Source organism: Pseudomonas sp. PAMC 26793 (assembly GCF_000313235.1).
Taxonomy (GTDB): Bacteria; Pseudomonadota; Gammaproteobacteria; order Pseudomonadales; family Pseudomonadaceae; genus Aquipseudomonas; species Aquipseudomonas yamanorum.
On the sequence record NZ_AMXG01000023.1, the window covers coordinates 198803 to 221258 of the forward strand.

Here is a 22456-nt window from a genome sequence, read left to right on the forward strand (position 1 = left end):
GTCAGTCACCGGATGTATCGACTGATCCACCGCATTCGCGAGCAAGCCCGCTCCCACATTTGAACAGTGTCAGGCTTCAGATCGAGACAAAGAAGAAACTCGCAATCAACGCCATCCCCACCGCCCATACCACCGACCGCAGAATCGCCCAGTCCGCCAGGTAGCAGATGATGTAAAGCAACCGGCTGGTAATAAACAGCACCGCCAGCACGTTGATCGTCACCAGCGACGCAGCGCCGGCCAAATGGGCAATGATCACCGCCGCCGCAAAGGCCGGGGTCACTTCAAAGCTGTTGAGTTGCGCACTGTGGGCACGCTTGGCGAACCCCTCGAGGGTTTCCAGGAAAGCTCGCGGGTCATGGTTCTGCCGGGGCCCGAACTTGCCGCCGCTGAACTTGGCCACGCCCGTGCACAGGTACGGCAGAAAAATAGCGATCAACACACACCAGAAAGCGACTGTCATAACCCATTCCTTTTTTAGTTTTGTCCGACGGTTAGAGTTTCATCACGAACATGCCGATCAGCACCAACCCACAGGCTATGAGCCGTGGGCGGCCGAAAGGTTCTTTCAGGTAACGCATGCCAAACAGCACCACCAGGATCACGCTGACTTCCCGCAGCGCGGCAGCCTCGGCAATCGAGCCCAACTGCATGGCCCAAAGCACCAGAGCGTAGCTCAACAACACGCACAACCCGACACTCAGCCCCAGTCGCCACTGCGTGCGCCAGAACAGCCCGAACGCCGCCCTTTTGCGCACCATCGCCAGCAACGGAAACGGCCACGCACTGATCAGCGTCAGCCACACCAGGTAGTCCAGCGGGTGTGACCAGCGGCGCAACGCCTGGCCATCGAGGAAGGTGTAGCAACCGATGCACAGGCCGATCAACGCTACCACCGGCAGCATCGACCAAGGCAACCGGTCGCCACCGCCGCCCTGCCACAACAGGCACAGCATGCCGAACGGAATCAGCAGAATGCCAAGAATCTGCTGGGTGCTGAGCACCTCACCGGCAAACACCAACGTCAACGCCAGCACCACCAGAGGCGACAAGCCACGCATCAGCGGGTACACCAAGCCCAGGTCACCGACGCGATAGGCCTGGATCAGCAGGTAGCGGTAGAGCAATTCAAACAGTGCCGAGGCGATGATCCACGGCCAGATTTCCAGCGGCGGAAACGATACAAACCCCACCGCCAGCACCACAAACAACAACGCCACCGTGTCCATGCACGCAATCACCAACAGGCGCTCGCCGCTGAATTTGATCAAGGTGTTCCACGTCGCATGCAACAACGCCGCTATCAGTACCAGAGCTGTTGCAATCACCGGTGACTCCCCAGTCATAAAAAGCAGAATTGATTCGCCATATTTCAGCACCTGTTTATACTAAAGCCGACCACGCCGCACTCAGTTGCGCAAAGACCTATACCAATAAATTTCTGCTGCTGCCCGATCTTCGCCGATCCGGGCCTCGGCATGCGTATGCCTGATCAAAGCGTCACGATTACCGACGGGAGATCCTCGCATGCCGCTCGCCTTGCTTGCACTGGCCGTTGCCGCCTTTGGCATCGGTACCACCGAGTTTGTCATCATGGGCTTGCTGCCCGATGTGGCCCGCGACCTGTCCGTAAGCATTCCAAACGCCGGCCTGCTGATCACCGGCTACGCCCTCGGCGTGGTGTTCGGCGCACCGATCCTGGCGATCGGCACTGCCAACATGCCGCGCAAGGCCACGCTGCTGGGCATGACCGTGATGTTCATCCTCGGCAATGTGCTGTGTGCCCTGGCGCCGAACTACGCAACGCTGATGGCCGCCCGGGTGGTCACCGCGCTGTGTCATGGGGCGTTCTTCGGCATCGGGTCGGTGGTGGCCGCCGGCCTGGTGGCGCCGAACAAGCGGGCGCAGGCGATTGCGATGATGTTCACCGGCCTGACCCTGGCCAACGTGCTCGGCGTACCGCTGGGCACCGCGCTGGGCCAATACGCCGGCTGGCGCTCGACGTTCTGGGCGGTGTCGGTGATCGGCGTGGTTGCCGCCCTGGCCCAATGGCTGTGGTTGCCCAAGCACATCGTGATGGACAAGGCCAACCTCGCCAGCGAGTTCAAGGTGCTGACCAAACCCAACGTGCTGCTGGCCCTGGGCATGAGTGCCCTGGCGTCCACCAGTCTGTTCAGCGTCTTCACCTATATCGCACCGATCCTGCAGGACATCACCGGCGTCAGCCCCCATGGCATTACCCTGATGTTGCTCCTGTTCGGCGTCGGTCTTACCGCGGGCAGCATGCTTGGCGGTCGCCTGGCCGACAGTCGCCTGCTGCCTTCGCTGGTAGGCATGGCCCTGGCGGTGGTGCTGATACTCGCGGTGTTCACCCAAACCAGCCACTCGGTGATTCCGGCCGCGATTACCTTGCTGCTGTGGGGCGTGTTCGCCTTTGCCCTGTGCCCGATCCTGCAACTGCTGATCATCGACCAGGCCCACGAAGCGCCCAACCTCGGCTCGACCCTGAACCAAAGCGCCTTCAACCTGGGCAACGCTGCCGGCGCCTGGATCGGCGGGATGGTGGTGGCCAGCGGTGCCGACCTGTCGGACTTACCGTGGACCGGCGCACTGCTCGGCTGCCTGACGGTGCTGGCGGCACTTTTCTTCATCTACCTGCAACGTCGCAGTACAACTGCGGTCAACGTACCCAACTGATAAATGTGTTCTGTGTGGGAGCTGTCGAGCTTTAGCGAGGCTGCGATGCAGACGCTGCGGTCTTGCAGGCTCACCCAGGTCATGCCATCGCAGCCTCGCTGGGGCTCGACAGCTACCACATTTGATCTCCACTCACTCCTCCATCCAAGGACCCCGGATGCTTGAACTTGTCGCTGCGTTTATTTGCCTGACCACCCTGCTCACTTACGTGAACTACCGCTTCATCGGCCTGCCGCCCACCATCGGTGTGATGGTGACGGCGCTGATGTTTTCCCTGCTGCTGCAAGGCTTGAGCTTTATCGGCTACCCCGGCCTTGAAGAGCGCATCCAGCAGTTGATCGGCCAGATCGACTTCGGCGACTTGCTGATGAACTGGATGCTCTCGTTCCTGCTGTTCGCCGGTGCCTTGCACGTTAACCTGAGCGACCTGCGCAGCTACCGCTGGCCCATCGGCCTGCTCGCCACCTTCGGCGTATTGATTGCCACGGTGGTGATCGGCAGCCTGGCCTTCTACATCTTTGCCCTGTTCGGCTGGCATGTGAGCTTCCTGTACTGCCTGCTGTTCGGTGCGCTGATTTCTCCCACCGACCCGATTGCCGTACTCGGTGTGCTGCGGACCGCCAACGCGTCGAAACCGCTGAAGACCACCATCGTCGGCGAAAGCCTGTTCAACGACGGCACGGCGGTGGTGGTGTTCACCGTGTTGCTGGGCATCGCGCAACTGGGTGAGACGCCTACCGTCGGCGCCACGGCCATGCTGTTTGCCCATGAGGCGATCGGTGGCGTGGTGTTCGGCGGGCTGATCGGCTACATCGTGTACCTGATGATCAAGAGCATCGAGCAGTATCAGATTGAAGTGATGCTGACCCTCGCCCTGGTGATCGGCGGTTCGGCGATGGCCACCGAGCTGCACGTCTCGGCACCGATTGCGATGGTGGTCGCCGGGCTGATCATCGGCAACCTGGGCCGCAAGCTGGCAATGAACGACATGACCCGCCGCTACCTGGACGGTTTCTGGGAGCTGCTCGATGACATGCTCAACGCCCTGCTGTTCGCGCTGATCGGCATGGAGCTTTTGCTGTTGCCGTTCAACTGGCTGCACGTGTTGGCGGCCAGTTTGCTGGCGGTGGCGATCCTGTTGTCACGCCTGTTGACGGTGGCCCCGGCGATCCTGCTACTGCGGCGCTGGCGCACAGTGCCCCGCGGCACCATCCGCATCCTCACCTGGGGCGGCCTGCGCGGCGGGGTTTCCGTGGCACTGGCCCTGGCCCTGCCGCTGGGCCCGGAGCGTGACTTGCTGCTGAGCATCACCTACATCGTGGTGCTGTCCTCGATCCTGTTGCAGGGCTTGAGCATCGGCAAGCTGGTCAAGCATGTGACCAAGGATGAGCCTGTTCCCGAGGCTCACCACTGAAGCTCACAGTCAAAGCGTTTGCACGATGATCTGGCTTTTCAGGTCATTGACCATAGCCTGGATCACCGGCTTCATCTGCGCGAAGAGCTCGGCGCTGCAAACCGCTTCCGGGTGGGCAAACCTGGCCGTGCGTGAAATCAGTACGGTGTTGCCCTCCCGGGAATAGGTGGCGCTGTACTCGAAGCCAGCGCCCTTGAACGAAACCGCCTTGGGCACCGCCAGAATACTGAGGGCCTTGGGAAACTCGAACCGGGCCGTCTCAGTGCTCTCTCCAGAAATGCAGATGAAGGCCTGCGCCCGCTCTTTTTCCACAGCAAGGGCAGATACGTTCTGGGCAATCCCTCCGCCCAGGCTACTCAGCGCCGGCACACCTATCGGGCCCGGCACATTCACCAGGTTGTCCGTGCGCCCCACCATAACGGCATTGAAGCTTGGGGCGTCGCTGTCCAAGGGGTCGGTTTGCAGCGTGCCGCTGCCTGCCTGGCCATAACCGTGCAGGATTTTCTGGATCATCAAGTCACGGTCCGCCGGTTTCATCGACTTAATCGAGGTCCGGGCAAACTCCGCGCGCCAACCGTCCAGGCGCTTAGCCTGGGTGAAGTCTGCAGCGCCACTGGCGTCCACCTTGAATACCAGCTCACTGAACTCTTTGCCCGGCTGAGTCGCCGGCGTGCGGCCGATCTCGCCGGTACGCGTCAACAACACCGGTTTATCCAGGTCGAGGTTGGGCAGGTAACCGGCGGCCGTGCCAGTCGCGGTTGAATCCAGGTACAGGTCCAGGCCAGGGATATAGGTGATTGCGTGGTTGATCGGGCTGACCGCCGCAACCTTGGGCAAGGTGTAGGCACTGCCGTAGCTGATCAGCGCCGGGGAGCTTTCAATGGCGACGGCCTTGAGCAACGCTTCAAGCAGGGCCACATGGTCCTTGCAGTCACCATAGCGGTTGTCCAGCACCGACTGCGCAGCGTGGGGAACCACCCCGCCGGCATCGATGTACACCGCCACATACCGGATGTTCCGGCGTACCCAGTTACTCAATACCAAAGCCTTGGCCCGAGGTGTTGGCAAGTCGCCCGTGAGTTGCTTGGCCAGCGTGCTGATCGCCGGGGTTACTTCGACGGTGGCCCGGGCATCGTAGGCTTTGGCCAATGCCTGATAGCTGGGGAACGTCGAGACCGCCAGACGCTGGCCGTAATCCACGTACGCCACCGCGCCTTGCTCGGGACGGGACTTTTCAGCCGGCACGTAATCCCAGCGATACACCTTGCGCCCGGGCGCCGCCGCCGGCGTAGATTCACTGAAGCCTTTGGCATCGACGTACAGCGGCTTATCCACCGGCAGATCGTAGGTCAGGCTGAACTGCTCCATCGGATTACGGCTTGGCGTTGCGAAGTCAATAAATTCGCCGGGGAACAACGGGGTCTTGCGCACTCGTTGAAAACGCAGGATCAAGCGATCACCCACCGCCACCTCGGGGAATATCACCACCTTGACCCGGGAGTCCTGGAACATCGGTGCGTCGGCGGAAGCCCGCTCCTGCTGCTCCTTGATCTGCTCGGCACTCACCGGCACTTTGCGCCCGTCAGGCTTGTGGGTGAACGCCTCGACAATCTCAAGCGTATCCAGGGAACGGTTGTAGCTCACCGGCTGCTGCGCCTGGGACCGAATGCCACGCTCTTCGTTGATGCGCACCACTGACTCGTAGTCCTGCACATAACTGCCGTCGGCGTTGATCACGAATGACTGAGCCATTTTCTCGACAGTCACGGAGTGGTCTGCACCATCATCCGTGGCCTGCGCAGAACCCAACACACCTGATACCAGCAGCAGCCCCAATAGCCTGCGCCATGGGAAAAGAGGGGAAGCCCGCATAAAGATCCTTCTTGATGAATGAAAAGCCGCGCCGCGACTTTGCCATTCATTTATGACGAATCGGCTTACGGTTCCTTGTTGATCTGATGAGGGTGACGCGGGTCGGCAACCTTGCCCGGCAAGCTACTTTCGCTGCGAATCTGCGCATGGCTGATCAGCGCAAAGATAAAGCTGCCGCCGATGATATTGCCCGCCAGCGTCGGCCCGGCAAACACCAGCCAGAAGTCTTTCCACGGCAGCTCGCCGGCGAAAACCAGATACGACACTTCCGCCGAGCCCACCACGATGTGGGTGAAGTCTCCCAGTGCCATCAGGTAGGTGATCAGGATGATGATCCAGATTTTGGCGCTTTCCATGGATGGGATCATCCAGACCATGGTGGCGATCATCCAGCCCGACACGATGCCCTTGGCGAACATCTGGTAGGCGTCGTTTTCCATGACCTTGCGCCCTATTTCCAGGAAGGCCAGGTCGGTCTTGGTGTCGAAGATCGGCAGGTGCAGCATCACGTACGCCACCAGCAAGGTGCCGCACAGGTTGCCCACCAGCACCACCGTCCACAGCCGCAACAGGCGCCCGGCATTGCCCAGGGTTGGCTTGCTCATCACCGGCAGCACCGCCGTCAGGGTGTTTTCGGTGAACAACTGCTGGCGCGCGAGGATCACGGCAAGAAAGCCGGCGCAGTAACCAAAACTGGCGATCACCTTGAACTCTTCGCCATCCGGCAGGCGCGAGTTCAGCAGGCCCATGCCCATCAAGGACAGGCCCATGGTCAGGCCGGCGGCCAGCGCCGACCACCACAACGCAGCCACGCTGCGCTCCAGTTCCTGGTCGCCTTGAGTGCGGATGATTTCATGCAGGACCGCCGCGCGAGGCGGCTGGTTCTTGTCGACGTCGTGTTGCTCTTCCTGCGACAGATTGGGGGTCTTGCCGTCTTCTTGGGTGGCCATGGCGTACCTGAAACGTGGTCGGGGGTTCCAGTACGACCTGTCACGGGTGAAGAGGGTTCACTGGCCGCCCCGCCGGGTTATTCGGTGATGCCGTCTTCTTGAAACTGATCCTTCACGTATTTGATCTCGGTACGGCCATGGGGCGCCGGCAGACCGTCTTCACCCAGGTTCACGAAGACCATTTTTTCCACGGTCAGGATGCTCTTGCGGGTGATCTTGTTACGCACTTCACAGGTCAAGGTGATGGAGGTGCGGCCGAACTCGGTGGCGGTGATGCCCAGTTCGATGATGTCGCCCTGGCGCGAGGCGCTGACGAAGTTGATTTCAGAGATGTACTTGGTCACCACCCGCTGGTTGCCCAGTTGGACAATCGCGTAGATGGCCGCTTCTTCGTCGATCCAGCGCAGCAGGCTGCCACCGAACAGGGTGCCGTTGGGGTTGAGGTCTTCGGGTTTTACCCATTTGCGGGTGTGGAAGTTCATGTTCACTCCAAAGCGTGTTGCGAAATGATGGGCAACATCATGGCAGAGGCCGGGCCCAAGCTCTATGAGCCATTGCCTATCAACCCCATGAGCGATCTTCATGCCGCCGACAGAAAGGCTTTAGAAGTCAGGCGCAGGCGGCTATAATCGCCTCCGCTTCAAAACGGTCATCTTCGATTGATACCGTTCTCCCGCCACCTGTCCGAGGGGCGCTGCAGCAGGCTCGACCTGTCAGGCTCGGATGGGGCGTTGTCCGGCCTGGTTAGCCAGCTGGATACTAAACGCACAACGGCGCCCATTCGCACACTACGAATGGAGGCTCTTCATGAGCGCTGTAATCACGCCTGCAGGTTTTACCGACTACAAAGTCGCCGACATGTCCCTTGCTGCCTGGGGCCGTCGCGAAACTTTTATCGCCGAATCCGAAATGCCAGCCCTGATGGGCCTGCGTCGCAAGTACGCCGCTGAGCAGCCGCTCAAGGGCGCGAAGATCCTCGGCTGCATCCACATGACCATTCAGACTGCCGTGCTGATCGAAACCCTGGTTGCCCTGGGTGCCGAAGTACGCTGGTCGTCCTGCAACATTTTCTCGACTCAAGACCAGGCCGCTGCCGCTATCGCTGCTGCCGGTATCGCCGTGTTCGCCTGGAAAGGCGAGACCGAAGAAGAGTACGAGTGGTGCCTGGAGCAAACCATCCTCAAGGATGGCAAGCCATGGGACGCCAACATGATCCTCGACGACGGCGGCGACCTGACCGAGCTGCTGCACAAGAAATACCCGCAGATCCTCGACCGCGTCCACGGCGTGACCGAAGAAACCACCACCGGCGTTCACCGTCTGCTGGACATGCTGGCCAAGGGCGAGCTGAAAATCCCGGCCATCAACGTCAACGACTCGGTGACCAAGAGCAAGAACGACAACAAGTACGGCTGCCGTCATAGCCTGAACGATGCGATCAAGCGCGGTACCGACCACCTGTTGTCCGGCAAGCAAGCGCTGGTGATCGGCTACGGTGACGTGGGCAAGGGCTCGTCCCAGTCCCTGCGTCAGGAAGGCATGATCGTCAAGGTTTCCGAAGTTGACCCGATCTGCGCCATGCAAGCCTGCATGGACGGTTTCGAAGTGGTTTCGCCGTTCATCGATGGCGTCAATGACGGCACCGAAGCCAGCATCGACAAAGCCCTGCTGGGCAAGATCGACCTGATCGTGACCACCACCGGCAACGTGAACGTGTGCGATGCAAACATGCTCAAGGCCCTGAAAAAGCGCGCCGTGGTGTGCAACATCGGTCACTTCGACAACGAAATCGACACCGCTTTCATGCGCAAGAACTGGGCATGGGAAGAAGTGAAGCCACAGGTGCACAAGGTTCACCGTACCGGCGCGGGTGATTTCGACCCACAGAACGATGACTACCTGATCCTGCTGGCCGAAGGCCGTCTGGTCAACCTGGGCAACGCCACTGGCCACCCAAGCCGCATCATGGATGGCTCGTTCGCCAACCAGGTACTGGCCCAGATCTTCCTGTTCGGCCAGAAATACGCCGACCTGTCGCCCGCCCAGAAAGCCGAGCGCCTGACCGTGGAAGTACTGCCGAAGAAACTCGACGAAGAAGTGGCCCTGGAAATGGTCCGCGGCTTCGGCGGCGTAGTGACTCAACTGACCAAGACCCAGGCCGACTACATCGGCGTGACGGTCGAAGGCCCGTTCAAGCCGCACGCTTACCGCTACTGATTTGCCTGCTGCCTGCTCCCCATGTGGGGGTGGGCTTTTGTGGGAGCGGGCTTGCTCGCGAAGGCGGTGTGTCAGTCGACTTATCGACTACTGGCATACCGCCTTCGCGAGCAAGCCCGCTCCCACATTGACGGTGTACACCTTCTGGCTTTATGAGTTTCCATAGGTATGACCATGTCCCAAGACCGTCGCTACAGCTTCGAGTTCTTCCCGACCAAGACCGATGCTGGGCATGAAAAACTGATGGCGACTGCCAAGCAGTTGGCCAGCTACAACCCCGATTTCTTCTCCTGCACCTACGGTGCCGGTGGCTCCACCCGCGATCGCACGATCAACACCGTGCTGCAGCTGGAAAGCCAAATCAAAGTCCCTGCGGCTCCGCATTTGTCCTGCGTGGGCGACAGCAAGGCCGACCTGCGCAGCCTGCTGACCCAATACAAGCAAGCCGGCATCAAGCGCATCGTCGCCCTGCGCGGTGACCTGCCGTCCGGCATGGGCATGGCCAGCGGCGAGCTGCGCTACGCCAATGACCTGGTGAGCTTCATCCGTGAAGAAACCGGCGATCACTTCCATGTCGAAGTGGCCGCTTACCCGGAGATGCACCCCCAGGCGCGCAATTTCGAAGACGATCTGCAGAACTTCGTGCGCAAGGCCAACGCCGGCGCCAACAGCGCGATCACCCAGTACTTCTTCAACGCAGAGAGCTACTTCTACTTCGTTGAGCGTGTACAAGCGATGGGTGTAAATATCCCGATCGTGCCGGGCATCATGCCGATCACCAACTACAGCAAACTGGCACGCTTCTCTGACGCCTGCGGCGCTGAAATTCCGCGCTGGATTCGCAAACAACTGGAAGCCTACGGCGACGACGTCAAGAGCATCCAGGCGTTCGGCGAGCAGGTCATCAGCGAGATGTGTGAACAATTGTTGCAAGGTGGCGCGCCAGGGTTGCACTTCTATACCCTGAACCAGGCTGAGCCTAGCCTCGCTGTCTGGAACAACCTGAAGCTGCCACGCTAAGGTCTGTTCCGAAATGCAAAGGCCCTCATAATGAGGGCCTTTGCCGTTCTAAACGCCCACGGAATCCTGCAGTCCATGAATACAACCGCCCCGACGTCCCGCCCGCAACTGGTCTACCTGGTATTCGGCGCCGAGACTTACCATCAGGAAGCGGTATTCAGCATCGCCAGCGCCCTGGCTTTCCTGCGGGATACGCCGGATGCCGGCATCGACATCCAGGTCTTCAGCGACAACCCCGAGCCCTATTGCTTGCTGCCGGTACGGGTGCGCCCGCTGGATGAAGCCACGCGCAAACGCTGGAGCGAGCCCCATGGCTACCACTTCCGCACCAAGCACGTGGTGCTGCGGCAAGTGTTGCAAGAGTCGGAAGTGGCGCTGCTGATCGACACCGACACGTTTTTCCACCATTCGCCCCTGGCGCTGTTTGAGCGCGTGCAGCCCGGCACCCTGCTGTGCAACGCCTTCTACACCAAGTACGGCGACAACCACGAAAGCATTCTGTACAGCGCCTTGTACCAACGCCTGCTGGACATGGGCGTGGCCGACGACGACATGATGACCCTCAACTCCGGGGTCATGGGCCTGACGCAGCAGGACGCGCACATCCTCGACCGCTCGATCGAGTTAATGGACGAACTGTTCCCCCACGCCCAGGGCGCCTACACCCTGGAAGAGTTCTGCCTGTCGATCGCCGCCTATCGCACCCTCAATGTGCGCGAATGCCCGGACCTGATCCACCACTACTGGAGCCGCAAGCAGCTGTTCCGGGCCAAGGTCAAGGCGTGGATCACCAAGCACGGGGCGAACCCCACCAGCGCCACGGCCCTGGACGATACCCGCCAGGTCTCCGCCCACCTGCCCCGCCCGCCGCGCCTGCAACGGCTGATGTACAAGCTGATTACCCTGGCATTGCCCAAGCACCAGCAGCAGTTCATCCGGGAAATTCTCTACGGTTGCTATGAACATGAGAACGAGTTCGACCAGGCGTGTGGCCCGGTTTGGTGGGACAAGGCCCGACAAAATCAGGAAGAGCGCCAGGGTCGGCCCGTGGATGCCCACCTGCTGGAGCACTGGTTTGCCAATCCCGTGGTGCGGCTGATTCTCGGTGAGCGGCGCGAGGCGATCTACGAACACTTGATCAAATCTCCGGGCGGGTAAAACCTGCGGGTGCCCGCAGATCACTGTGCCAGAGCTTCTCTTTAGCCCGCGACAGTCGTAATCTCAGGGCATGCCTGTCACTTTCCGGTTGTTGACTGCTGTTCTTTTCGCTTGCCTGAGCCTCAGTGCCCACGGCGAGAAATTGCGTATTGTCACCGAGCCCTGGGCGCCTTACGTGTATGACGACAACGGCACCATGCGCGGGCTCGACTACGAGACCACGGTGATTGTGTTCCAGCGCCTGGGCATCGACGTGGATTGGCAATTCTTGCCCTGGAAGCGCTGCCTGGCGATGCTCGACCAGGGCCAGGCCGATGGCGCGCTGGATATTTTCCACAGCCACGAACGCGATGCGGTGCTGCTGTACCCCGGCGAGCCGCTGTCTGACGTGGAGTTCGTGCTGTTCTATGCCAACGAGCGCCCGCATCCTTTTCAATCCTTCGACGACCTGCGCGGCCTGACCATCGGCACGTCGCCGGGCTACCTCTATGGCGCCGAGTTCAGCGAGTCCACCCTGTTCAAGCAGGAGCCGGCCGCCAGCCACGAGGCCAACTTCGGCAAGCTCGCCCTCGGGCGGATCGACCTGGTCATCACAGACCGCCGGGTCGGCCAGCATGTGCTCAAGGCCCTTGGACTTGAGGACCAGATCACCCAGGCGCACCAGGTAGTCAGCAGCCAGCCACAATTCCTGGCCGTGCGCCGGGGCGCCGGCATGGACTTGCTGGTGCAACGCTTTGCCGCCGAGCTCAAACGCTTCAAACAAGAGCCGGCCTACGCGGCCTTGAGCGCCAAATATGCCGGTGCGAGCCTCCAAACCAGCGCATCAGCCCTGCCTGCAAGCACCGTTGAGCAGCAGGAAAGCAGCGCGAAGTGATTGCTCTGTTATACTCCGGCCTTTCCGCCAGGCTTACGCCCGGACGCTTCGGTCTTGCAAAAGGCACCCGACCCCGCTACAGCGCAGCTTTCAAGCCCGCGCGAGCCGTCTGAGTGCCTGCCAGCCCCAGCAGGACCGGACGGGATTGCGTTCATCTAAACGCCATTCACGCCAGGCAAGACTATCCCTCTGGGCCAAGCCCTAACTAAAACAGGATTACTCATGTCCTTTGCTTCCCTCGGTCTCTCCGAGGCTTTAGTCCGCGCCATCGAGGCAGCGGGCTATACCGAGCCTACTCCGGTGCAACAGCGGGCCATTCCCGCCGTGTTGCAAGGCCGCGACCTGATGGTTGCGGCTCAGACAGGTACTGGTAAAACCGGCGGCTTCGCCCTTCCGATCCTGGAGCGGTTGTTCCCCAACGGTCACCCGGACAAATCCCAGCGTCACGGCCCGCGCCAACCGCGCGTACTGGTCCTGACCCCTACCCGCGAACTCGCCGCCCAGGTGCATGACAGCTTCAAGCTGTATGCCCGCGACTTGAAGTTCGTCAGCGCCTGCATCTTCGGCGGCGTCGGCATGAACCCACAGGTTCAGGCCATGTCCCGTGGTGTCGACGTGCTGGTTGCCTGCCCGGGTCGTTTGCTCGACCTGTGCGGCCAAGGCAGCGTCGATTTGTCCCACGTGGAAATCCTCGTGCTGGACGAAGCCGACCGTATGCTCGACATGGGCTTTGTCCATGACGTGAAAAAGGTCCTCGCGCGCCTGCCGGCCAAACGCCAGAACCTGCTGTTCTCGGCCACGTTCTCCAACGACATCACCGCTTTGGCGGGCAAGTTGTTGCACAACCCGGAGCGTATTGAAGTCACGCCGCCGAACACCACGGTCGAGCGTATCGAGCAGCGCGTATTCCGCCTGCCGGCCGCTCACAAGCGTTCGCTGCTGGCCCACCTGATCACCGCCGGCGCGTGGGAACAGGTGTTGGTCTTCACCCGCACCAAGCACGGCGCCAACCGCCTGGCCGAGTACCTGGACAAGCACGGCCTCACCGCCGTCGCGATCCACGGCAACAAGAGCCAGAACGCCCGCACCAAAGCCCTGGCCGACTTCAAGGCCGGTGAAGTGCGCATCCTGGTCGCCACCGACATCGCCGCTCGTGGCCTGGACATCGACCAACTGCCCCACGTGGTCAACTTCGAGCTGCCAAACGTCGACGAAGACTACGTGCACCGTATCGGCCGTACCGGCCGGGCCGGTCGTTCGGGCGAGGCCATTTCCCTGGTCGCACCGGACGAAGAAAAGCTGCTGAAAAGCATCGAGCGCATGACCAAGCAGAAAATCGCCGATGGCGACCTGATGGGCTTCGACTCCAGCGCCGTTGAGGCTGAGAAGCCTGAAGTGCGCGAGCGTCCGGACGTGCGTAACCCGCGCAACAACCCACGCGGTCCGAAGGGCGATGGCCCGAACGGCGGCGGTGGCGGTGGCGGTCGTAAAGACAAAGGCAAGGACAAGGGCGGCAAGGACAAGGCTGCGACCAATGGCCGTGGCGAACGCCCGGCCCGTGAGCAAAAGCCCCGTGAAGGCACCCCGGCCCGCGAACAGCGCCAGCCGAGCCAGCCGCCACGTGCTGCTGCCGACCGTGCTCCGGACGAGTTCCTGGACGACGACGTAGACAACTTCGGCAACCGCGTTGACTACGTGCCCCAGGCCAAGCCGGCCCAGGGTCGTGGTCGTCGTCCGGGCGCTCCAGCCCAGGGCGCAGGCGCAGGTTCCGCACCCCGCACCGGCGGCCAGCCACAAGGTCGCCAGAACGGTCCGCGCAGCAGCAACGGTGCCACCACCGGCACCCCGCCTGCCAAGCGCAGCGGCCCGCGCAACGGTGCACCCCGTGACGGCCAGGCCCGTCGCGAAGAGTCGCGCAACCGTCGCCCGGCCCGTGATGATCAACCTCGCCTGTCTGAGCCAGCGGTGCAAAACCCGCGCGGCGGCCCGGCACCGAAGATCATCCACAAAGAGTCGAAAAGCGATCGCACGCTGACACCTGAGCAGCTGGATCAACTGCCGGGCCGTCCACGTGGCGAAAAACCGGCGTTGCTGACCCGCAACCGCTGAGTTTTCAAAGCACCATAAAAAATGCCCCGGATCGCGAGATCCGGGGCATTTTTGTGTGGCTGGCGAAAATTACTTCGCTTTCACACCTTCAAACGTCACGTACAGCTCAACGTTGTTGGACGCTGGGCCCAGGTCCATCTGCTTGCCGAAGTCCTGGCGATTGAAGGAGGTAGTGCCTTCAAAGCCGGCACGGTAGCCGCCCCATGGATCCTTGCCTTCACCCAGGAAGGTCGCCTTGACGACGATCGGCTTGGTCACGCCGTGAAAGGTCAGGTCGCCGGTCACGTCAGCAGTGACTTGGCCAGCAGCGTTCTTACCAGTGGTCTTGACGCTGGTGGAGACGAACTTGGCGTCGGCAAACTTGCCAACGTCCAGGAAGTCTTTGCTGGCGATGTGCTTGTCACGTTCGGCGTGGTTGGTGAACACGCTGGCGGTACGGACGTTGAACTCAATCTTGCTGTCTTCAGGCTTGGCAGCATCGAAGCTGAACTTGCCGTCCAGGTCCTTGAAGGTACCGGTGATGAAGCTGTAGCCCAAGTGGCTGATCTTGAAGTCAACGAAGGCGTGCTGGCCTTCCTTGTCGACAACGTAGTCAGCTGCCATCGCCTGACCGGCAGTCAGCAGGGCAGAACCGATGGCCAGAGCGGCGAGAGTCTTTTTCAACATGCTTTCTATTCCTTGTGAGTCGAGGTTGAACATCAGGCTTTGCGCCCCAGCATACGAACCAGGGTCACATCACGATCAATGAAATGGTGTTTCAACGCGGCCACGCCATGCAGGCCGGCGAACACCACCAATACCCAGGCCAGGTACAAATGCACCACGCCTGCGGTGTCTGCCTGGTCCGGTAGCCCGGAAACCAGTGCAGGAATCTCAAACAGGCCAAACACCGGGATCCCGACACCGTCTGCGGTGGAAATCAGGTAACCGGCAATCATCACGGCAAACAGCCCGAGATACAGGAATGCGTGGCCAAACGCAGCCCCCAGACGCGTCATGCGGCTATAGCTGGCAAGCGGTGGCGGCGGCGGGCTGACCAGGCGCCAGACGATCCGCACAAGCATGATGGCGAACAGCGTGATGCCGATGCTTTTGTGCAGGTCCGGGGCGTCTTTGCGCCAGGCACTGTAGTAGTCGAGGCCGACCATCCACAGGCCCAATGCGAACAGACCGAACACCACCAGGGCCACGCCCCAGTGCAAAACGATGCTGACCCAGCCATAGCGCGCCGGTGAATTACGTAGTTGCATGTCCCAAATCCCGTAAGAGCTGTGGCAAGACTATCGATTTACCTATCGAATTAAAGCGGAAAATTTCGCTTTGAAATATCGAGAAATACGATCAAGAGCGTATGCAGAGTAAGTTAACAAGAGATTAAGGACTATCCAGAAGAAACGTGACGGACTGTCCTGCGTTTACCACCAATTTACCCTTCAGACTCGCAATGGGTTGTGACACAGGTCTGCATTGCATAGGCTTGCGCGATTGTTTCGCCCGCGCACGTCGCGAGCCGCTTCGAGGAGAATGAACATGGGTTTGAATAATCAGTGGATGCAACGCGACCTTGCAGTGCTGTGGCATCCCTGCACCCAGATGAAAGACCACCAGCAACTGCCGTTGATCCCGATCAAGCGCGGTGAAGGCATCTGGCTGGAAGACTTCGAAGGCAAACGCTACCTCGACGCCGTCAGCTCCTGGTGGGTCAACGTGTTTGGCCACGCCAACCCGCGCATCAACCAGCGCATCAAGGACCAGGTGGACCAGCTGGAGCACGTGATCCTCGCCGGGTTCAGCCACCAGCCGGTGATCGAACTGTCCGAGCGCCTGGTGAAGATGACCCCCGAAGGCCTGACCCGCTGCTTCTACGCCGACAACGGTTCGTCGTGCATCGAAGTCGCGCTGAAGATGAGCTTTCACTATTGGCTCAACCGCGGCCTGCCGAACAAGAAGCGCTTTGTCACCCTGACCAACAGCTATCACGGCGAAACCATCGCCGCGATGTCGGTAGGCGATGTGCCGCTGTTCACCGAAACCTACAAGGCCTTGCTGCTGGACACCATCAAGGTGCCGAGCCCGGACTGCTACCTGCGCCCCGACGGCATGAGCTGGGAAGAACATTCCCGGAACATGTTCCTGGCCATGGAGCAGACCCTCGCCGACAACCACGACACCGTGGCCGCCGTGATCGTCGAACCGCTGATCCAGGGCGCCGGCGGCATGCGCATGTACCACCCGGTGTACCTCAAGCTGCTGCGGGAAGCCTGCGACCGCTATGGCGTGCACCTGATCCACGACGAAATCGCCGTGGGCTTTGGCCGTACCGGCACGATGTTCGCCTGTGAACAGGCCGGCATTCGCCCGGACTTCCTGTGCCTGTCCAAGGCCCTGACCGGCGGCTACCTGCCATTGGCGGCGGTGGTCACCACCGACGATGTGTACGACGCCTTCTACGACGACTACCCGACCCTGCGCGCCTTCCTGCACTCCCACAGCTACACCGGCAACCCGCTGGCCTGCGCGGCGGCCCTGGCGACCCTGGATATCTTCGAAGAAGACAACGTCATCGAAAACAACAAGGCCCTGGCCCAGCGCATGGCGACCGCCACCGCGCACTTGGTGGACCACCCGCACGTCTCGGAAGTGCGCCAGACCGGCATGGTGCTGGCCATCGAGATGGTGCAGGACAAGGCCACCAAGACCGCCTACCCGTGGCAGGAACGCCGTGGCCTGAAGGTATTCGAGCATGCCCTGGAACGTGGCGCGTTGCTGCGGCCATTGGGCAGCGTGGTGTATTTCCTGCCGCCCTACGTGATCACCCCGGAGCAGATCGACTTCCTGGCTGAAGTGGCCAGCGAAGGGATTGATATCGCCACCAACAGCAAGGTCAGCGTGGCGGTGCCCAAGGATTTCCACCCGGGGTTTCGTGATCCGGGCTGATTGAGTTGATCGTTCCCACGCTCCGCGTGGGAATGCAACCATGGACGCTCCGCGTCCGCCCTGCACACTATTTCCAGAGAACAGAAATGAGACTGTCCCGCTTTTTTGTCGACGCCCCCCTGAGCCTTGGCGACCACGAGTTGCCGGAGGCCCAGGCGCATTACATCAGCCGCGTGTTGCGCATGAGCGAAGGCGACGCCGTGCAACTGTTCGACGGCTCCGGCCAGGAGTTTCGCGCCAGCTTGCTGGAAGTCGGTAAAAAACGCGTGGTGGTGCAGGTCACCGAAACCTTCGCCGGGCAGGTCGAATCGCCCTTGCAGATTCACCTCGGCCAGGGCCTGTCCCGTGGCGAGCGGATGGACTGGGCGATCCAGAAAGCCACCGAGCTGGGGGTAAATGAAATCACCCCGATCTTCAGCGACCGCTGCGAAGTGCGCCTCAAGGACGAACGCGCCGACAAACGCCTGCAGCACTGGCGCCAGGTGGCGATCAGCGCGTGCGAGCAGTGCGGTCGCTCGCGGGTGCCGGTGATTCACCCACCGCTGCTGTTGGCGGATTGGCTGAAACAGGCAGAGGCGGACTTGAAACTGGTGCTGCACCCGGTAGCCGAGCCGCTGGTGAGCCACGCCAAGCCGGGAAGCCTGGCCTTCCTGATCGGGCCGGAAGGCGGCTTGACCGATGGCGAAGTCGAGACGGCACAAGGTGCAGGTTTTCATTCTGCACGCCTGGGCCCACGCGTACTGCGTACCGAAACCGCGCCAGTTGTGGCGCTGGCCGTAGCCCAACAACTCTGGGGCGACTTCTAAACCCTGCCTTGCAAACCCAATCAAATGTGGGAGCTGGCAAGCCAGCTCCCACATTTTGATCGGGTTTCCACTCCACTACTCCACCGGGTCACTCACAGGCGTCGCAATAATCGCCTTCAACTCACTGGTCATCGGGAATTCCAGGTTCAAGCCCTTGGGCGGAATCGGCTGCTCAAACCAGCGCTGGTAAATCCCGTTGATCTCCCCCGAGCTGTACAGCCCGGCCAGGGTTTCGTTGACCACCGCGAGAAACTGCGGGTCGTCCTTGCGCACCATGCAGCTGTAGATTTCCCGCGACTGCTCCTCCCCCACCACCACCCACTTGTGCGGGTCCTTGGCCTTGGCACGCTCGCCGTAGAGCAATGCGTCGTCCATGTAGAACGCCGCCGCCCGGCCCGATTGCAGCATCTGGAAGGCTTCGCCATGGTCCTTGGCGCTGATCACCGACATGTTCAGTTTGTGATCAACGTTGTAGCTCTTGAGAAACCGCTCGTTGGTGGTACCGGCGGTGGTTACCACGTTCTTGCCCTGCAGGTCGGCGAAGCTTTTGATGCCGCTGTCGTTGGCGGTCAGCAACTGGCCCTTCACATAGATAAACCCGTAGGAAAACGCCACCTGTTTCTGCCGCTCGGCCGTCACACCGGTGGAACCGCATTCCAGGTCCACGGTGCCGTTTTGCACCAGAGCAATGCGGGTCTGGGAAGTCACCAGGTTGTACTTCACGTTGAGCTTCGGCACGCCGGTTTTCTGCTGGATGCGCTCGACGATCTTGTTCGCCAGCTCCACCGAATAGCCCATGGGCTTGCCGCTGTGATCCCCCACATAGGAAAACGGCACCGAGGCATCGCGGTAGCCGAGGGTGATGCTCTTGGCGTTGGCGATCTTGCTCAGCGTGCCTTCCAGGGGTGCCTCGTTGGCGTGGGCCTGAGCACCCAATAAAAGCCCCAGGGTGCAACCGATCAACGTGATTTTTTGCATTGTTATTCTCCGTTGGTGTTTAAAGGTTCAGGTACGGCGCACCGCAATGACACTGATCTCGACCAGCACATCCGGTCGCGCCAACTGCGCCTGCAACGTGGTACGCGTCGGTGCCTGCCCCGGCGACAACCAGGCGGACCAGACTTCATTCATCGGCGCAAAACCCTCCTGAATATTGTTCAGGTAGATGGTCGCATTCAGCAGATGATCCTTGTCGCTGCCGGCCTCCGCCAGCAGCGCATCAATCTTGGCCAACACTTCCTCGGTCTGGGTCGTCACATCGCGCCCGTCCCCCGGCACCTGGCCGGACAAAAACACCAGGTCCTGAAACACCACGGCGCCAGACAGACGACTGTTGCTGTTGATTCGGGTGATGCTCATCGAAATATCCTCAAGCGGCACGGGGCGCGAAGCCCTGCATATCAATGGAAGTGGTCTGCCGGTCAATCAACTCGGCCAGCACCTGGCCGCTGCCGCAAGCCAAGGTAAACCCAAGGGCGCCGTGGCCGAGGTTAAGCCACAGGTTGCTATAAGCGCTGGCGCCAATCAGCGGCACACCGGTGGGCGTGGCCGGGCGCATGCCGGCCCATTCGACCGCATGCGAGTAATCTCCGGCCAGCGGGAACGTCTCAAGTGCCTGACGTTTAATCAGCGCCAGGCGCTTGGGTTCAAGGCGGGTGTCGAAACCAACGATGTCCACCATCGCCGCCACCCGCAGCTGCTCACCGATGCGCGCGTAAACGATCTTGCGGTCGTAGTCGGTGATGCTGATGTTCGGCGCCTGATGCTGCGCACCAATCGGCACGCTCAGGCTGTAGCCCTTGAGGGGGTAGACCGGCAACGACATGCCGGGCAAGGCCAGCTCGGGGCCGCGGTGCCCGGCGGCCAGCACCAGGTGTTCCACCGACAGGGCCTCCTCACCCATCTCGATCGAGTGCACCCGGCCCCCATGATGATGGATCCGGGTCACCTTGCGCCCCAGCAGGAACGTGCAACGCCCCGACGCCTCAAGGCGCGCCGCCAGTTGCTGACAGAACGCGTGACAGTCGCCAACTTCTTCATTGGGCGTATAGATACCGCCAGCAAAACTGGCGCTGTCCAGGGTCGGCTCCAGCCTTGCGCAATCCGCCGCCGAGAGCACTTGTTGCTGCAAAGGGTCCGTCACTTTATTCAGCGCGCGTTCATAGCTGTCGAGGCTGCGAAAGGTCACCAGCTTGCCATTGCGCCGCCAGTGGAAATCCCCCAACTGGTCCTCTTCACGCCAGCGTTGCAGGGTGTCCTGGCTCAGGGACGCCAGGCGCAGTAGATGGGCCGCATTGCGCTGGTTCACCGAGCCACGGCAGGCAGCCAGGAATGACGCCATCCAACGCCACTGCGCCGGGTCCATGCGCGGGCGCAGCTTCAGCGGCGAGTCACCGCGCAGCATCCAGCCAATGGCTTGCAGCGGCACGCCCTTGTCGGCCAGCGGCGCGACATAGCGGTAGGACAGCTGCCCGCCGTTAGCGAAACTGGTCTCGCTGCCCAGGGTTTCCCGAGCTTCGACCACAGTCACCTGCATACCGGCACGCACCAGGGCGTAGGCACTCGCCAGGCCGATAACCCCACCACCGATGATGCAAACCTGCTGAGCCATGTGCGTCCCTTAACCGTGCGATGTCAGGCTTGAAGGTTAGAGGCAGGTGACAGCGGCGGGACAATGAATAAAGATGGGTCACCCATAAACAAAGGTTATGGACTGCCCATGCGCTTGCGTCATATCGAAATCTTCCAGGCCATCCGCCAGACCGGTTCCATCAGCGCCGCCGCCCAGTTGCTGCATGTCTCGCAGCCGGCGGTGAGCAAGGTGCTGCAGCACGCCGAGTTGCAGTTGGGGTTCCCGCTGTTCCTGCGTATACGAGGCAAGCTGCAGCCGACGCCGGAAGCGTTGGCGCTGGAGCGCGAAGTCGACAAGGTGACCGAAAGCCTGCAAGGCGTACGGCGCTTGGCGCAGAACCTGCGCCGCGAGCCGGGCCAGAGCCTGCGTATCGGCGCCACACCGGCGCTGGCCCTGTCGTTGCTGCCGCCGGCCATCCGCGAATGGACCCAACGCTACCCGGACATCGCCTGCGAGCTGTCCAGCGCCCACAGCCGCGAGCTGGTGCAAAACCTGTTGATGCGTGAGGTCGATGTGGCGCTGACGCTGCAACCGCCCGATCACCCAGGGCTGAGCGCCCAGCCGTTGGCCCACGGCGTGCTAGTGGCGCTGGCACCGCAGGGTTACTGGAAGGAAAACGAGCTGGGCAAACCGTTGCCGCTGATGGCCCTGGCGGGCGCGCCGTTGATTGGCCTGTCCAGCGCCGACCCGTTGTCGGCGAAGCTGGACAGCTACCTGGAAGCGGTCGATCCACCGCCACGGGTCAGCATCGCAGTGCAGACCTATTCCCTGGCCAGGGCCATGGTCGAATCCGGCGCCGGGCTGGCGGTGATCGATCCGTTCACCGCCCTCGGCGCATCACCGGCCACCACCTGCATTCGCCCGCTGGCGCCACCGCTGCCAATCACCTTGTACGCCCTGACCCGCGCCGACGAACCGCCGCCGCATATGCTGGCGAGCCTGCTGGAGATCTTCGGCAGCCGGGCCCAGGAGCAATTGGACCGGCTATAACACGTACCCCATAATCGCCACGAAATGCAGCAGGCTGCCGCCGATCACGAACAAATGCCAGATCCCGTGGGAGTGCCGCAGGCGGTCCTCCAGGGCAAAGAAAATAATGCCCACGGTGTACAGCACCCCGCCCGACGCCAGCCAGGCAAAACCCGTGGGGCCCAGCGCAGCAATCAGCGGCTTGACCGCCACCAGCACGATCCAGCCCATCACGGCGTAGATCACGATCGACAGGATCCGCGCCTCGGAGCGTGGCTTGATCTCCTGCAGGATGCCGATCACCGCCAGCCCCCACACAATCCCGAACAACGTCCAGCCCCACGGCCCGCGCAGCGTCACCAGGCAAAACGGCGTGTAGCTGCCGGCGATCAGCAGGTAGATCGAAAAGTGATCCACCTTCTGCATGATCGCTTTCTTGCGCCCGCGCACGCTGTGGTACACGGTCGACGCGCTGTACAGCACCAACAACGTGAAACCGTAGATCGCCACGCTGACAATCTTCCAGGGGCTGCCATCCATACTGGCCACCACCAACATCCATACCGCACCCACAAAAGCCGCAACCGCCCCGAGCAAGTGGCTCCAGGCGTTGAATCGTTCCCCGTGATACATGTGTCACTCACCTCGAATAACCGTTATCACCCAGACCATTCTGACGTCACCCACCCAATATCAGGTAACAACCTTTCTTCATTTGCCCAAATACACGAGCCGATGGATGATTCGCTTCATCCTGTGGGAGCTGGCTTGCCCGCGATAGCGGTGGGTCAGACATGCATC

21 protein-coding genes and 1 riboswitch are annotated in these 22456 nt (G+C 61.4%); of the genes, 10 read left to right on the top strand and 11 right to left on the bottom strand.

The features are described 5' to 3' along the window. Positions 1-76: 76 nt before the first annotated feature. Together D109_RS0108235 and D109_RS0108240 are read right to left on the bottom strand one after the other, a co-directional pair. Positions 77-463: an MAPEG family protein gene (locus D109_RS0108235; protein ID WP_017476476.1), complete on the bottom strand. Its 387-nt coding sequence runs from the start codon at positions 461-463 to the stop codon at positions 77-79. A gap of 31 nt (positions 464-494) precedes the next feature. Next, positions 495-1328 (bottom strand): EamA family transporter, encoded by an 834-nt coding sequence (locus D109_RS0108240; RefSeq protein ID WP_026077840.1) that lies wholly within the window; start codon positions 1326-1328, stop codon positions 495-497. A gap of 199 nt (positions 1329-1527) precedes the next feature. On the opposite strand from D109_RS0108240, the gene D109_RS0108245 reads away from it, so the two are divergent. Together D109_RS0108245 and D109_RS0108250 are read left to right on the top strand one after the other, a co-directional pair. Continuing rightward, a complete protein-coding gene (locus tag D109_RS0108245; RefSeq protein ID WP_017476478.1) occupies positions 1528-2697 on the top strand; it encodes an MFS transporter in 1170 nt (389 codons plus the stop codon). A 157-nt stretch (positions 2698-2854) separates the two neighbouring features. Next, positions 2855-4111 carry a sodium:proton antiporter gene (locus tag D109_RS0108250; protein WP_017476479.1) on the top strand — a complete coding sequence of 419 codons (1257 nt, stop codon included), beginning with the start codon at positions 2855-2857 and terminating at the stop codon, positions 4109-4111. A gap of 9 nt (positions 4112-4120) precedes the next feature. Here D109_RS0108250 and D109_RS0108255 read toward each other — a convergent pair whose 3' ends face one another. From D109_RS0108255 to D109_RS0108265, 3 genes are all read right to left on the bottom strand, one after another. Next, positions 4121-5983, bottom strand: coding sequence for a DUF3857 and transglutaminase domain-containing protein (locus D109_RS0108255; protein WP_026077841.1), 1863 nt, complete (start codon positions 5981-5983; stop codon positions 4121-4123). 65 nt (positions 5984-6048) lie between these two features. Then, on the bottom strand, positions 6049-6933 hold the full coding sequence (locus D109_RS0108260) for a formate/nitrite transporter family protein (RefSeq protein WP_017476481.1): 885 nt from the start codon (positions 6931-6933) through the stop codon (positions 6049-6051). A gap of 77 nt (positions 6934-7010) precedes the next feature. Further along, complete coding sequence (locus D109_RS0108265; protein ID WP_017476482.1) at positions 7011-7415, bottom strand: acyl-CoA thioesterase; 405 nt, start codon at positions 7413-7415, stop codon at positions 7011-7013. Positions 7416-7613: 198 nt separating this feature from the next. Beyond that, positions 7614-7719, top strand: a riboswitch (S-adenosyl-L-homocysteine riboswitch). Positions 7720-7740: 21 nt separating this feature from the next. Here D109_RS0108265 and ahcY point away from each other — a divergent pair. The 5 genes from ahcY (at position 7741) to D109_RS0108295 (ending at position 14311) form a co-directional block, all read left to right on the top strand. Then, positions 7741-9150, top strand: coding sequence for an adenosylhomocysteinase (gene ahcY, locus D109_RS0108275; protein ID WP_017476483.1), 1410 nt, complete (start codon positions 7741-7743; stop codon positions 9148-9150). 174 nt (positions 9151-9324) lie between these two features. Then, positions 9325-10170, top strand: coding sequence for a methylenetetrahydrofolate reductase [NAD(P)H] (gene metF / locus D109_RS0108280; protein WP_026077842.1), 846 nt, complete (start codon positions 9325-9327; stop codon positions 10168-10170). A 75-nt stretch (positions 10171-10245) separates the two neighbouring features. Continuing rightward, positions 10246-11328 carry a hypothetical protein gene (locus D109_RS0108285; RefSeq protein ID WP_017476485.1) on the top strand — a complete coding sequence of 361 codons (1083 nt, stop codon included), beginning with the start codon at positions 10246-10248 and terminating at the stop codon, positions 11326-11328. Positions 11329-11398: 70 nt separating this feature from the next. After that, positions 11399-12202 (top strand): ABC transporter substrate-binding protein, encoded by an 804-nt coding sequence (locus D109_RS0108290; protein ID WP_026077843.1) that lies wholly within the window; start codon positions 11399-11401, stop codon positions 12200-12202. 222 nt (positions 12203-12424) lie between these two features. Beyond that, positions 12425-14311, top strand: coding sequence for a DEAD/DEAH box helicase (locus D109_RS0108295; RefSeq protein ID WP_017476487.1), 1887 nt, complete (start codon positions 12425-12427; stop codon positions 14309-14311). Between the two features lie 69 nt (positions 14312-14380). On the opposite strand, the gene D109_RS0108300 is transcribed toward D109_RS0108295, so the two are convergent. Continuing rightward, a complete protein-coding gene (locus D109_RS0108300; RefSeq protein WP_003216844.1) occupies positions 14381-14977 on the bottom strand; it encodes a YceI family protein in 597 nt (198 codons plus the stop codon). A 32-nt stretch (positions 14978-15009) separates the two neighbouring features. After that, positions 15010-15561, bottom strand: coding sequence for a cytochrome b (locus tag D109_RS0108305; RefSeq protein WP_003216842.1), 552 nt, complete (start codon positions 15559-15561; stop codon positions 15010-15012). Between the two features lie 280 nt (positions 15562-15841). Here D109_RS0108305 and D109_RS0108310 point away from each other — a divergent pair, with 280 nt between their 5' ends. Then, the gene (locus tag D109_RS0108310) at positions 15842-17248 is read left to right on the top strand and encodes an adenosylmethionine--8-amino-7-oxononanoate transaminase (protein ID WP_017476488.1); all 1407 of its coding nucleotides are present in this window, start codon (positions 15842-15844) and stop codon (positions 17246-17248) included. A gap of 86 nt (positions 17249-17334) precedes the next feature. Next, positions 17335-18054 (top strand): 16S rRNA (uracil(1498)-N(3))-methyltransferase, encoded by a 720-nt coding sequence (locus D109_RS0108315; RefSeq protein ID WP_017476489.1) that lies wholly within the window; start codon positions 17335-17337, stop codon positions 18052-18054. 75 nt (positions 18055-18129) lie between these two features. Here the strand turns inward: D109_RS0108315 and D109_RS0108320 are convergent, their stop codons facing one another. From D109_RS0108320 to D109_RS0108330, 3 genes are read right to left on the bottom strand one after another with little or no spacing between them, the layout of a single operon-like run. Further along, complete coding sequence (locus D109_RS0108320) at positions 18130-19032, bottom strand: transporter substrate-binding domain-containing protein (RefSeq protein ID WP_017476490.1); 903 nt, start codon at positions 19030-19032, stop codon at positions 18130-18132. 27 nt (positions 19033-19059) lie between these two features. Further along, entirely contained in the window at positions 19060-19413 is a 354-nt protein-coding gene (locus D109_RS0108325) for a RidA family protein (protein WP_017476491.1), read from the bottom strand. A 10-nt stretch (positions 19414-19423) separates the two neighbouring features. Then, the gene (locus D109_RS0108330) at positions 19424-20665 is read right to left on the bottom strand and encodes a D-amino acid dehydrogenase (protein WP_017476492.1); all 1242 of its coding nucleotides are present in this window, start codon (positions 20663-20665) and stop codon (positions 19424-19426) included. Between the two features lie 108 nt (positions 20666-20773). Here D109_RS0108330 and D109_RS0108335 point away from each other — a divergent pair, with 108 nt between their 5' ends. Continuing rightward, positions 20774-21676 (top strand): LysR family transcriptional regulator, encoded by a 903-nt coding sequence (locus tag D109_RS0108335; protein ID WP_017476493.1) that lies wholly within the window; start codon positions 20774-20776, stop codon positions 21674-21676. Here D109_RS0108335 and D109_RS0108340 read toward each other — a convergent pair. Then, positions 21671-22288, bottom strand: a complete 618-nt coding sequence (locus D109_RS0108340; RefSeq protein ID WP_017476494.1) for a hemolysin III family protein — start codon at positions 22286-22288, stop codon at positions 21671-21673. The two genes, D109_RS0108335 and D109_RS0108340, sit on opposite strands and share 6 nt — an antisense overlap. Between the last annotated feature and the right edge of the window lie 168 nt (positions 22289-22456).